Source organism: Microbacterium phyllosphaerae, assembly GCF_050628115.1.
In the GTDB taxonomy this organism is placed as follows: Bacteria; Actinomycetota; Actinomycetes; order Actinomycetales; family Microbacteriaceae; genus Microbacterium; species Microbacterium phyllosphaerae_A.
The window spans coordinates 457,825-471,079 of sequence record NZ_CP192502.1 but is presented as its reverse complement, the minus strand read 5'-3'; the positions used below and the strand labels follow the sequence as shown (position 1 = coordinate 471,079).

The window sequence follows — 13,255 nt, the reverse complement described above, 5'->3', positions numbered from 1 at the left end:
ATCCGTCCTTCTGTCGGTGGGGCGTCGGGATGCGGGGATCGGCTCCCGCATCCCGACGGGTCTCATGGTCTCAGCAGTCGAGGGTCAGGCGCCCCAGCCGGCCTGCACACCGCCGACGCGCTCCGCGGCGATCTTCTGCTGGTAACCCGACTCGGCGTAGGCCGCCATCGGGTCGGCGGCGAGTCCGCGCGACTCGCGCCACTCGGCGAGGGCAGGGCGCACGTCGGTGTAGAACGCGTCCATGAAGACGGCGTTCGCGGCGAGCACGTCGCCGGACTTCTGCGCCGTGGCCAGTGCCTCGCGATCGACGATCAGGGCACGCGCCGTCATCTCCTGCACGTTCAGCACCGAGCGGATCTGGCCGGGGATCTTGTCCTCGACGTTGTGGCACTGGTCGAGCATGAACGCGACGTCAGGGTTGTTGAGACCGCCGCCGCGGACCACCTCGAACAGGATGCGGAACAGCTGGAACGGGTCGGCCGCGCCGACGATCAGGTCGTCGTCGGCGTAGAAGCGCGAGTTGAAGTCGAACGAGCCGAGCTTGCCGAGGCGCAGCAGCTGCATGACGATGAACTCGATGTTGGTGCCGGGGGCGTGGTGGCCGGTGTCGAGGCACACCATCGCCTTGTCGCCGAGCGACGAGACCTGAGCGTACGACGTGCCCCAGTCGGGAACATCCGTGTGGTAGAACGCCGGCTCGAAGAACTTGTACTCCAGCACGAGGCGCTGGTCGTCGCCGAGGCGTGCGTAGATCTGCTGCAGCGACTCCTGCAGGCGGTCCTGGCGCCCGCGCAGGTCGGCCTGGCCCGGGTAGTTCGACCCCTCTGCGAGCCAGATCTTCAGGTCGCGGCTGCCCGTGGCATCCATCACGTCGATGCAGGCGAGGTGGTGGTCGATCGCCTTCTGGCGGATCGTCGGATCTTCGTGGGTCAGGGCGCCGAACTTGTAGTCGTCGTCCTGGAACGTGTTGGAGTTGACCGTGCCGAGAGTCACGCCGAGGTCTTCGGCATGCTTGCGGAGGTCCGAGAACGAGTCGACGAGGTCCCACGGGATGTGCAGCGCCACCGAAGGAGCGAGGGCGGTGTACTTGTTGACCTGCGCGGCATCCGCGATCTTCTCCCACGGGTCGCGCGGGGTGCCAGGCGTGCCGAACACCTTGAAGCGGGTGCCGGAGTTGCCGAACGCCCAGCTGGGGAGCTCGATGCCCTGCTGCTCGAGAGCTGCGAGGTTGTCGGACGAGAGGATGCTCATGAGGCGCTGCCTTCGGTGTCGTTGCGGTTGTGGGTGTCGAGCTGGTCTTCGAGGTGGAACACCTCGGTCAGTGTGGCGGCTGCCTGGTCGGGGCGACCGTCGAGCCCGATGAAGAAGCGGCCCATCTCGGCCTCCCAGCGTGCGGCGACGGGGGAGGCCGCGAGGTACGCCTGTGCTGCGGAGTCGTCGTCGACCTCGTAGTAGCCGATCAGCCGACCACCGTCTGCGAGGAACAGTGAATAGTTGCGGCGGCCGGCGGCCGCGATCTCTGCCAGCATCTCGGGCCACACGGGCGAGTGACGGGCCAGGTATTCGTCGAGCAGTTCAGGACGCACCTGCAACTGGAACGCGACGCGGGTCATGATGGGTCTCTCTTCATCGAGGGGTTTTGAATCGTTTCATTCAATGTCTCCCAGACTAGCATGGCCGGTCGCTCTGTCAAGCGACCGGCCATGCCTCGGGTGGATCCGCTGATCATCTCACCGTCACAGTCACACTCCTCGAGGCTGTGGCCCCCGCCGCGTTCGAGAACTCGGCCACATACGCGTACGCGCCGGGTGCGCGACCGGTGATCGCCGTCTGCGCGCGCTGCGCCGAGGGGGAGGCGGTCACCAGAGCCTGGGTGTCGATCAGGACCCCGTTCTCGTAGAGCCGGTACTCGGTGCCGTTGGTGCCCCACCAGAGGTCGGTGGTCACCGTGTAGCTGCCGTCGCGATCCCAGTTGTCGTGGCTGACGACGGGTACCCCGGGGGCGGCGTCCTTGACCTTGACCGTGATGGACGTCGTCGACGTCGTGCCCTTCGCGTTGGTCAGCTCGCCCGTGTACACATACGTGCCGTCAGTGCGGCCACTCACCGAGACGGTGGTGAGCTGGGCCTTGGGCGAGTCGGCGTCGAGGAGCTTCGTCGCGATGAGCGTCCCGTTCTCGTAGAGCCGGAACACCGCCCCGTTCACGCCGTGCCAGAGGTTCATCGACACGGTGAACTCGCCGTCGTGCAGACCGGTGTCCCAGCCCGAGTCCGTCGACAGCGTGCCGCGGGCGGGTTTCGCCGTCGGCCACTCGTCGTCGTAGACCAGGATCTGAGCCTCCGCACGGGTGACCAGGCCGTCGTGGTTGACCGCGTTCACCGTGACCGTGTGGGGTCCGACGAGGTCGGCCAGGTCGATCGTCTGGCCCGGTGCGACGGGTTCTCCGTCGAAGGTGACGTCGAGGGTGCGCACCCCGGACTCGGGATCGGCGGCCGTCACGTCCACGGTGAAGGTCGACGTGCTGGCGAACAGGGTGCCGTCCGCAGGCATTCCCGAGACCACGGGAGCCGTCTGATCGACTGCCCCCGAAGGATCGCCGGTGACCGCGATGCGCGGAGCCGGCGGCTGCTCCATGCCGTCGCCGAGGAAGAAGCTCGTCTGCGGCGGCTGGTTGTACCCGGTGTTCTGCCACGCGACCGAGAGTCGATACACGGGATCGTGCATCAGGGTCCGCAGGCGCAGATCCGTCTCGTCGGTGGTCGAGTAGATCCGCAACTCTGTCGAGTCGTCGGAGCGCCAGGCGATCTCCTCGCGCCAGTCGCCGAAGAGGTCCGACTGCAGGTTCGGCGTGCCCTTGGTGCTGTTGTTGGAGAGCGCGCCCGCAGCCTTCAGGATCACGTCGCTGGACTCTGTCTCCCAGTTCCACTTCGACACGGTCGGCACGCCCGTGGACGTCTCGGCGTTCCAGTCGTGGTCGACGATCTCCCGCAGCGGGTCTCCGTCGAACCAGGCGAGGAAGTTCGCCGCAGGGATGCGCTCGCCGATGAGCTCACCGGTAGATGAGCGCAACTGGCCGACGGGGGAGTTCCACGCGGCATCACCGCCGATCGCCCAGCCTTCGGCGCCTTCGTACCGGGGGTCGATGTCGCCGGAGGCGGCACGACCGGTGTCCTTGGCCGCGGGAATGGACCACAGGACCTCACCCGTGCGCGCGTCGCGCATCGTCGCGCCGACGTTGCCCGAGGCGTTCATCTCCTCGTGTGCGGCGAACACCTCGAGCCCGGGGTTCGAGGGCACGAGGTCTGAGACGTGGATCGCGTCGCCGTGGCCGAGGCCGGTCGAGTACAGGAGCCTGCCGTCGTCGTCGACCGTGGCCGATCCGAAGACGATCTCGTCCTTCTGATCGCCGTCGACGTCGGCGACCGACAGGTTGTGGTTGCCCATCCCGTAGAAGCCCTCGTTGCCAGGGTCGTTCGAGTCGAGCACCCAGCGCTGAGTGAGCGTCGTGCCGTCGAAGTCGTACGCCGCCATGACGGCCCGGGTGTAGTACCCGCGACTGAAGATCGCACTGGGGTGCTCGCCGTCGAGGTAGGCGGTCGCCGCCAGGAACCGGTCGACCCGGTTGCCATAGGTGTCGCCCCACGAGCCGACGTCGCCTCGGGCCGGCACGTAGTCCACGGTGTCGACCGCAGCCCCCGTCAGTCCGGCGAAGACGCTGAGGTACTCGGGGCCGGTCAGCACGTAGCCCGTGCTGTTGCGGTGGTCGGCGCTGGCGTTGCCGATGGGCTGCCCCACGCCGTCGATCGTGCCGTCAGCGGTCTTCATGACCACCTCGGCGCGGCCGTCGCCGTCGTAGTCGAACACCTGGAACTGCGTGTAGTGCGCGCCTGCCCGGATGTTCACCCCCAGGTCGATGCGCCACAGGCGCGTGCCGTCGAGACGGTAGGCGTCGAGGTACACGTTGCCCGTGTAACCCGACTGCGAGTTGTCCTTCGAGTTCGAGGGGTCCCACTTGACGAGGATCTCGTACTGCCCGTCGCCGTCGAGATCTCCGACGCTCGCATCGTTGGCGCGGTACGAGTACGGCTGGCCGTCCTTCGTGTACGCGTCGGCAGGCTTGTCGAGAGGGATCGAGAGGTGGTCGCCGTCCTGCACTCCGAACTCGTCGGTCACCGTGACCTCGCGATCGTCGAGGAGGCTCGTGACGAAGTACGTCGAGTCGCTCGAACCGTCGGCGTCGAGGAGGTTGGTCGAGTCGGTGATCGGCTCGTCCGTGATGCGGGTGCCGTCTCGGTACACATGGAAGGCGATCGCATCGGGGTCGGTGCCGAGCATGCGCCAGCTGACCAGAACGCCATCGCCCGTCTGCACCGCTGCAGGCGCACGGTCGAGGTACTCGGCCTGCCGCTGCAGCACCGTGGCCGCCTCCGTGCTCAGCTGCGCGGAGTCGGGCCCTGCACCACCGGCATTCACCGCGACAGCGGTGTAGTGGTACGGGATCGTGGTCAGCACGGCGGTGTCGACGAAGCGGTTCGAGCTGGTGAAGCCGGCGAGTTCACCACGCTCACCCTCGATCTCGGATCGGAACACCATCGTGTACACGGCGGTGCTCGGCTGCGCCCACGAGATCTCGACCTCGCGCTTCTCGAGCCGGTCGACCGCGAGTGCGGTGGGAGAAGACGGAGCGGCGACAGCCGGGTCCACCAGGGACACGTCGACGGATGCCGAGGGCACCGACTCGAGCCCGGTCTGGTCGACTGCGGTCACGTGATAGGTGTAATCGAGCCCCAGGCGGGCGCCGGCATCGACGAACGAGGCCGTCGTCGTCTCGCCGACCAGGGTCGACGACTTCTCGAACGCCGAGGTGCGATACACCTTCCAGGTCATCCCCGGCTCGGCGGTCCAGGCGAGGGAGACGGTCGGCGCAGCAGGATCCGCGTCCACGTCCGTCACCTCGAGGCCGGCCGGGCCGAGCAGGATCGGAGTCACTTCGATGCCGTTGAGGCGTGTTCCTGCGGCGGCACCGTGCACCCGCACGGTGAGCTGACCGTCGGTGACGAGCACAGGGCCGCGGACCGACGCGTTGACGGATCCGGATCCGGCGTTGCCCGTCCCGAAGGCCTTGCCCTCGATGTCGAAGTTGGTCCGGGTGGAGCCGATCCAATCGCCGGAGTAGGTCTTGACCGAGTAGGTGCCGTTCGGCACGTCGAGGAGGAACTCGCTCGAGTCGCCGGGGAGGACGAAGTCCCGCTCGAGGTCGCTCGCACCACCCGCGGTCCCCCGGTCGCGTCCGGCGCTCGCGGCCAACGGGGCCTCGAAGCCGAATCCGGCATCAGCCGTGTACCCGTCGTCGGGGTTCACCTCGGTGTAGCCCGGCATCACGACCCCGCCGGTGAGCTGGAAGTCGAACTTCCACTTTGCCTGCTTGGTCGAGAAACTCACGGTGTTCGACGCGTCCGAGACGCCCCGGCCGTTCACCGCGAAGACGCGGTAGCGGTATCCCGCGCCCTCGGCGAGGCCCTGCACGATGGCGCTCGTCTGCGTGGTCGTGGTCACCAGCGACCAGACCTGTTCGGGGTCCGCGGTGGCCTGGCGTTCGATGCGGTAGATATCGGCGCCCGAGGATGCGTCCCACTGCAGCACGGCGCCGGCATTCGAGATGGAGCCGGCCACGAGATTCGCGGGTGCGGCCGGCACCGCGGCGGGCGGCTCGACGTCGATGACCTTCGCGGCGAGGGGGTCGTCGAGGGCGGCGACGTCCTGGGCGATCAGGCGCGCCATCTGGATCGCGCCGTAGTCCTGGAAATGCGTGTCGTCCTGGGTGCCGGAGGGGCGCCCGGGGAAGATGCCCGGGTCGACCCAGAGGAACACCGACTTCGCGGCTTCGGGGCCGATCTCGTCGAGGTAGGCGCGGCTCGATGCAGAGAGGTCGACGAGCGGCACGCCCTCCTCCTGCGCGAGCTCGATCATCTTCGCCACGTACTCGGGGAAGCTCACGTTGGCGGCCCCTGTCGCAGCGTCGAAGCTGCGGCGCGAGACGGGCGTGACGAGCACGGGGGTGGCTCCGCGCTGGCGGGCTCCCTGCACATAGCTGCGCAGGTACTCCTTGTAGTCGGCAGGAGACGCGTAGCGATCGTCGACGCCCTGAGTCGCGTCGTTGTGGCCGAACTGCACGAACAGATAGTCGCCGGGGCGGATCCCGCGGAGGATCTCGTCGAGACGGCCCTGCGTGATGAAGTTCTTCGAGGATCGTCCGCCGATCGCATGGTTCGCGAACGCGACGTCGTCGGCGAAGAAGCGGTCGATCATCTGCCCCCATCCCGCCTGCGGTGCGAACGTGTCGGTGTAGGTCTGGACGGTCGAGTCGCCGGCGAGATACACGGTCGGCAGCGCTCCGGGAGCGCGGCTCGTCTGGCGCGTGATGGTCAGCGCGTCGAGCGCCGCCGCCGTACCGCCGACCTGCAGGGTCAGGCGCCCGTCGATGAGGGCGATCGGGAAGGCCATCTCGAGGTACTCCCCGGCGGGCTTCGCGGTCGTCTGCACCTTGGCGATGCCCTCCGCGGTGATCGCGATCTCGCTCGCGGCAGTGCGGTCACCCGCGATGACGGTGACGATGTAGTCGCCGGCGCCGAGCTGCACCTCGAAGGTGCCGCCCTGGGCCGCGACGTGGTCTGCGCGCAGCGGGTCGTCGCCGCCGCGGTCGACATCGGGCTCGGCGGAGGTCGGAGCCGTGCTGAAGCCGTATCCCCATTCGTCGGAGAACCCGATGGCCGAGGTGACGCCGACGGCGCCGTCGGCGAGGGCGCCGGGCCCGAAGTCGAAGACGATCCGGTCGCCGGCGGGCAGGGGCGCGGGCGCCGCGTAGACCGCGGAATCGACGGCGACGGAGGCATCGGAGGTACCTGCCGCGTTGCGTGCGGTCACCCGGTACGACCACTTCTCTGACGTGTCGACGGTGTCGGTGAAGGCAGGTGCGGACACCGTGGCGACGGGGGAGAAGAGTCCGTCGGCACCCGCGCGCTCGACGGCGTACTCGTCGGCGTTGGGCGTCGCGGTCCAGGTCAGCGCCACGGCATCCTTCGTCACCTGCGCGACCGCGAGTCCCTCAGGCGTCGCCGGCACGGCGAGGGCCGGGATGGCGCCGCTGCGCACTTCGGCGGTGCGGGCGGAGACGAGCCCATAGGAATTGACGGACTCGACCACGTAGGCGAAGGTGTCGCCCTCGGCGACGGCGGTGTCGGAGAACGTCGTCGTCTCGGTCTCGGCGACCTGAGTGAACTCGCCGACAGCATCGCCAGCGACGTCGGCCCGCAGCACACGGTAGGCCGTGGCGCCATCAGAGGGTGTCCACGTCAGATCGACCGTGTTCCAGGCGACCTTGGCGACTGCGAGGTCGGCGGGCACCGCAGGGAGCACCGGGGCGACGACGAGTCCGTTGACGTAGGCCCCGAGGCCGCTCCCCGTGAAGCCCACGGTCAGCTGTCCGTCTTCGACCTTCGTGCGGAACGTCTCGGTGGTGGAGCCGCCCTTGGGTGACAGCAGTCGCGTCTGCGCGACACCTTCGAGCGTGAGCGTCGCGTTCGTGCTCGACGCCGTCGTCAGCGCATCGCCGATGGTCACGGTCACGTCGTACTCGCCGGCGGGGACGCTGTCGAGCAGGAAGCCCCAGGAGGTCCCGGCGACGAAGTCCTCGGCCACCGGATCCGCCGGAGTGCGGTTGCCTGTGCGGTCACGGGCGAACAGTGCGACGCCGTCGGGAACCGTCACTCCCCATCCCGATGCGGCCGTGTAAAGCGAGGTCGCGACCACTGGCTCGTATCCCTCGGCGACCGGGCTCGTAGCCGTGCCGAAGTCGAAGCGCCAGGCGCCATCGGCGGCCGGTTCGAGCGCGGCCGCCGCCGGAACGGCGGTCATGGTCGCTCCGATCACGGCGGCGATCGTGGCGGCGGCGAGCCCTGCGCGCAGGCGCGGGAACGGACGGGACGTTCGTGCAGAACGGGTGGAATGCTCCACGGTTCCTCCTTGGACATCACTGGCTAAGGGGTACGACTGAGAGACCCGCGTCGGTGCGGATATCAAAAGGGGGAGCCGAGGCGAAAGAGACCACTTCGTCTCGGCCGATCGATGGATCCGAATTGCCCGGAAAACGTATTCCCGAGGGTTGGCACCGATCCTTGCACGCGGTCGGAGGCGGTGGCAAGAACTTTCTTGAGACGTTTCAGAACTGTCTTGAGACGTTTCAGGGTGTCTCTCGAAGATGGGCCGGGCGGCTCGCGCGGGTGCCGACCGTCGCGCGCCAGGCCGCGCTAGAGTGCGCTGACCACCGCGTTGTCGAGCTCGTCGGCATCGACGCCCGGCCGGACGGCGGCGTTGGTGAGCAGCACCCAGGCCACCCCCGCACCGGGGTGGACCCAGAACTCGGTGCCGGCCCACCCGCCGTGGCCGAAGACGTCGCGGTCGAGGAGGCCGGGGGCGCGACTGCGCAGATTGAACGTGAACCCCCAGTCCTGACCACGCTCGTCCGGATACGGGTCGAGGCGCGGGATGTCTCCCGTGAGCGGGCGACGCATCATGGCGAGACCGGCCGGTGAGAGGATGCCGTCGCGGCCGCCCCGGTCGATTCGCAGCAGCTCGGTGCCCAGGTGCAGCAGGTCCTCGGCCCTGCCCAGCAGGCCCGCACCCGGTGCCCGTGTGGCGTGGAATCGATCGAGGTCGAGCCCGCCCGCCGCAGCGTCAGGCACGCCGACCGACTGCGCGGTGTCGAGCGTCAGGCCGATCGCACCGATTCCGGCAGCCCAGTCGAGAGTGCCGTCATCCCATGTCGTGTCGGTCGCATGCTCGATCATCGCCGCGATGCCCTCGAAGGCCAGCGTCGAGTACCTCGAGGCGGTTCCGGCGGCGAAGTCGCGTCCTCTGGTGAGCAGTTCGTGGCGCAGCGGCAGGGCCGTGTCGAGCGCCGGCTCGGAGATCCCCGATGTGTGCGAGGCGAGATGCCACAGGCGCACGATGTCATCGCGAGACGAGCCGAAGTCGGGAAGGGCGTCGGTCAACGGAGTGTTCGGGGTGAGCAGTCCGCGCTCGATCGCCCTCGCTGCCGTGATCCCCGTGAGGACCTTCGTGATCGAGAACAGCGGATACACGGCATCCGTGGCTGCGCCGAAGCCGTCGAGGCCGACGATGCCGTCGGCGGTCGCGATACCGACGACGGCGGTGGGCAGCCGCTCCGCGTGCACGTGGCGGCGGGCCCAGTCGAACGCTGCGTCGAAGGTCATAAGTGTCATCTCCTGGCGATTCCTGCCGTCGCGCTTCCGTGGCGACTGCTCGGACTCTACGATAGGACCATGCGACAGAAAGCGCTTTCCCACCCGGCTGCGCTCATCGACGGTCAGCACCCGACCCGTTCTGTGCTGCGTCTGGTCGCGCGCCGCCCGTGGCGCCTCACGTTCGCGATCACGGCATTCGCGGTGAAGGAGATCCCGCTGTGGTTCCTGCCGGTGATCACCGCCGCGATCATCGATGTGGTGGCGAGCAAGGGCGACGTCACCGAGGTGCTCTGGTGGTTCGCCCTCGCGGCGGTCCTCTTGCTGCAGAACTATCCGAACCACATCATCTACACGCGCAACTTCATGACCGTGGTGCGCGACCTCGGCGCCGACCTGCGCAACGCCCTGACCGCGCGACTGCAGAGCCTCTCGATCGGGTACCACACGCGAATGAGCTCGTCGATCGTGCAGACGAAGGTCGTGCGAGATGTCGAGAACGTCGAGCTGATGCTGCAGCAGGTCACTCATCCGCTGCTGTCGTCGACCATGGTCATGCTCGGTGCGCTGGCCATGACGGCCGTCACCGTGCCGCAGTTCCTGCCGGTCTACGCTCTCGCTGTGCCGATTGCCATCGGCATCCGCTATGGGATGCGCAACCGTTCGAAGCGACGCAACGAGATCTTCCGCCGCGAGATCGAGACACTCTCGGCCCGGGTCGGCGAGATGGCATCGCTGATCCCCGTGACCCGAGCCCACGGACTCGAGGAGACGGCGATCACCCGGGTCGCCGGCGGCGCAGACGGAGTGCGTCGGGCCGGGCTCGACCTCGATCTGCTGAACGGCCGCGTCGCGTCGATCTCGTGGGTCGCGATGCAGCTGCTCGGCGTCGCCTGCCTCATGCTCGCCGCGGTGTGCGCGCTCACCGGATTCCTGCCGATCACGCCCGGTGAGGTCGTGATGCTCTCGAGCTACTTCACGCTGCTGACCGGCGGGCTCACGCAGCTGCTCATGCTCATCCCCGTCGGCGCTCGCGGCCTCGAGTCGGTGCGCTCGATCGCCGAGGTGCTGCAGGAGCCCGACATCGAGCAGAACTCCGGCAAGCGCGTCGTCTCAGCCGTCACCGGCGAGATCGTGCTCGATTCGGCGACGCATCGATATGAGGATGCCGAAGACGACGCCCTGTTCGAGATCGATCTGCGCATCGCGCCGGGCGAGACCGTCGCGTTCGTGGGGTCGTCGGGGTCGGGCAAATCGACGCTCCTGAACCTGGTGCTCGGCTTCGTCAGACCCACCAGCGGCCGCATCAGGCTCGACGGCCAGGACATGCAGGAGCTGGACCTGCGCACGGTGCGGCGGTCGATCTCGGTCGTGCCGCAGGAGTCGGTGCTGTTCGAAGGGTCGGTCTTCGACAACATCGCCTACGGCATGCCCGACGTCACGCCGGGCCGCGTCGAGCAGGCGCTGCGCGACGCCAATGCGTGGGAGTTCGTGAGCGAGCAGCCCCATGGCTGGGACACCGTGGTCGGCGAGCGGGGAGCGCGCCTGTCGGGCGGCCAGCGCCAGCGACTGGCGATCGCCCGTGCGCTCGTGCGCGACCCGCGCATTCTGCTGCTCGATGAGGCGACGAGTGCCCTCGATCCCGAATCGGAGAGCCTCGTGAGAGAGGCTCTCGAACGACTCATGCGCGGCCGCACCACCCTGGTCGTCGCGCACCGGCTGTCGACCATCCGGCAGGCCGATCGCATCGTCGTGCTCGAACACGGCCGCATCGTCGAGCAGGGCTCGCACGATGAGTTGCTCGCCGCCGACGGGCGATACGCTCGGCTGCACCTGGTGCAGAACGGCATGAGATGACCGGCGATCTGAGATGACGCAGACTCACCGTCCTGAGGAGGACAGATGACTTCCGAGAAGACCCTTCGCGCTGCCCTCGTGGGCACCGGAGCCGTGGCGAACTCCCATGCCCGCGCAGTCGCCGCGTACCCGCGCGCAGAACTCGTCGCCGTCGCCGACCTCAGCCTCGACAAGGCTCGGGAGTTCGCCGTCAGATACGACATCGCCGCCGCGTACTCCGACCTCGACGAGATGCTCGCCGCCGAGCATCCGGACGTCGTGCTCATCTGCACCCCGCCGGGTCCGCACCGCGCGCAGTCGCTGGCCGCCTTCGCGGCCGGCGCCCACGTGATCGTCGAGAAGCCGCCGGCGCCCTCACTCGATGAGCTCGACGACATGCGCGCGGGCGCACTCTCAGCCGACAGGCAGCTTGCTGTCGTGTTCCAGCAGCGCACCGGCACGGCGGCAGCGCACGTGCGCGGACTGCTGCAGCGCGGAGCGCTCGGTCGCCCGCTCGTCGCGGTGTGCCAGACGCTCTGGTTCCGTGACGCGGATTACTTCGCGGTGCCGTGGCGCGGCAGGTGGGAGACGGAGGGCGGTGGCACGACGCTCGGCCACGGCATCCATCAGATCGATCTGCTCGCTCACCTGCTGGGTGACTGGTCGTCGGTGCAGGGGCGGCTCTGGAGGCTTGACCGTGAGACCGAGACGGAGGACGTGTCGACCGCGACCATAGTCTTCGAGCAGGGTGTCGTGGCGCAGCTGATCACGAGCGCCGTATCGCCGCGCGAGACGAGCTCCATCCGCATCGACACGCAGAAGGCCACGATCACGGTCGACCACGTCTACGGTCACGGGCACGAGAACTGGCGGATCACCCCGGCGCCCGGATTCGAGGCCGAGGCGAACTCGTGGGCGTTCCCGGACGTCGAAGAGCGCAGCGACCACGGGCCGCTGCTGCGTGACGTGTTCGACGCGCTGCTCGACGGCGAGCCCCTGCCGGCGACCGCGGATGCTCCCGCCCGGTCTCTCGAGATCGTCGCGGGGATCTACGCCTCGGCGGCCGCCGACGGCGCGGTCATCACGCCGGAACTTCTGGGGACGCATCCGACGCATCGTGCCGGCTTCGCGAGCCCTGTGACCGACCTCCGCCGATGATCGAGCTCTACCGCGACCCCGTCTACGACGGTGCCACGGATCCGCGGGTCGTGATCGATGCGGACGGTCTGTGGTGGATGTTCTACACGCAGCGCCGGGCGAGCCTCGAGGACGCGGGGCCCGGCGTCTCGTGGATCCACGGCAGCCGCATCGGTGTCGCCACCTCGCACGATGGAGTCGAGTGGACGTACGACGGCACGCTCGAGCCCGCGGCATCCGACCTCGTCCTGGTGCCGGGCCTGCCGCCTGTCGACGTCGAGCGCACGCACTGGGCCCCCGAGGTCGTCTGGGACGGCGTCCGGTGGCGCATGTACCTGACCGAGATCGACGGCATTCCCGACCGCTGGCCCGGATTCGTGCGCGAGATCGTGGAGTACGTCTCAGACGACCTCCGTCGCTGGGTGAGACGCGGACCGCTGGCGTTGAGCAGCGATCGGGTCATCGACGCGGCGGTCGCGCGCACCCCTGACGGCCTCTGGCGAATCTGGTACAAGGACGAGGCGGCGGACTCGGTCACGATGGTCGCGTCATCCGCCGACCTCGCGGAATGGCGTCTCGACGGTGTCGCGATCGGCGGACGCCCCCATGAGGGGCCGACGGTCTTCGACCTCGGTGGATTCTGGTGGATGATCGTCGACGAGTGGCGGGGGATGGGCGTGTATCGCTCCGACGACGGCGTCGGGTGGACCCGCCAGGGCGGTGATGATGCCGTCATCCTCACCGATGCTCCCGGGGGAGGGCACGGCAATCACGGCGCCCATGTGCGCGACGGTGACGAGCTGTGGTTCTACTTCTTCGCCACCGCCGAGGCGGCACCTGTGCACGCTGCGACGGGTGAGCAGCGGAGAGCTGCGGTATATCGGTTGGGTCTCGACGTCGAGGCCGGGAACCTGGTCGTGAAAGACTGGAAGATCCCGCGGTAATCGATGTAATCCGGCCGCGGAATTGCCGGTTGCGAAACGTTTCAATCTGGATTAGCGTGCAGGTAAGCGTTTTCCCCG

The 13,255-nt window shown here is 68.4% G+C and carries 7 protein-coding genes; 3 read left to right on the top strand and 4 right to left on the bottom strand.

All coding sequences use genetic code 11. The annotated features are described in order from the left end of the window. Window positions 1-84 precede the first annotated feature (84 nt). From rhaI to ACQ4LY_RS02065, 4 genes are all read right to left on the bottom strand, one after another. The gene (rhaI, locus tag ACQ4LY_RS02080) at window positions 85-1,251 is read right to left on the bottom strand and encodes an L-rhamnose isomerase (protein WP_431074342.1); all 1,167 of its coding nucleotides are present in this window, start codon (window positions 1,249-1,251) and stop codon (window positions 85-87) included. Continuing rightward, window positions 1,248-1,613, bottom strand: coding sequence for an L-rhamnose mutarotase (locus ACQ4LY_RS02075; RefSeq protein ID WP_431074341.1), 366 nt, complete (start codon window positions 1,611-1,613; stop codon window positions 1,248-1,250). Before ACQ4LY_RS02075 ends, rhaI begins: the two co-directional genes overlap by 4 nt. A 112-nt stretch (window positions 1,614-1,725) precedes the next feature. Further along, window positions 1,726-8,013 (bottom strand): fibronectin type III domain-containing protein, encoded by a 6,288-nt coding sequence (locus ACQ4LY_RS02070; protein ID WP_431074340.1) that lies wholly within the window; start codon window positions 8,011-8,013, stop codon window positions 1,726-1,728. A gap of 293 nt (window positions 8,014-8,306) precedes the next feature. After that, window positions 8,307-9,272: a serine hydrolase domain-containing protein gene (locus ACQ4LY_RS02065; protein ID WP_431074339.1), complete on the bottom strand. Its 966-nt coding sequence runs from the start codon at window positions 9,270-9,272 to the stop codon at window positions 8,307-8,309. Between the two features lie 69 nt (window positions 9,273-9,341). Between ACQ4LY_RS02065 and ACQ4LY_RS02060 the strand changes: the two genes are divergently transcribed. From ACQ4LY_RS02060 to ACQ4LY_RS02050, 3 genes are read left to right on the top strand one after another with little or no spacing between them, the layout of a single operon-like run. Next, window positions 9,342-11,117: an ABC transporter ATP-binding protein gene (locus tag ACQ4LY_RS02060; RefSeq protein ID WP_431074338.1), complete on the top strand. Its 1,776-nt coding sequence runs from the start codon at window positions 9,342-9,344 to the stop codon at window positions 11,115-11,117. 45 nt (window positions 11,118-11,162) lie between these two features. Next, on the top strand, window positions 11,163-12,254 hold the full coding sequence (locus ACQ4LY_RS02055) for a Gfo/Idh/MocA family protein (RefSeq protein WP_431074337.1): 1,092 nt from the start codon (window positions 11,163-11,165) through the stop codon (window positions 12,252-12,254). Then, window positions 12,251-13,177 carry a family 43 glycosylhydrolase gene (locus ACQ4LY_RS02050; protein ID WP_431074336.1) on the top strand — a complete coding sequence of 309 codons (927 nt, stop codon included), beginning with the start codon at window positions 12,251-12,253 and terminating at the stop codon, window positions 13,175-13,177. The genes ACQ4LY_RS02055 and ACQ4LY_RS02050 overlap by 4 nt, the downstream gene beginning before the upstream one ends. The last annotated feature ends 78 nt before the right edge of the window (window positions 13,178-13,255 follow it).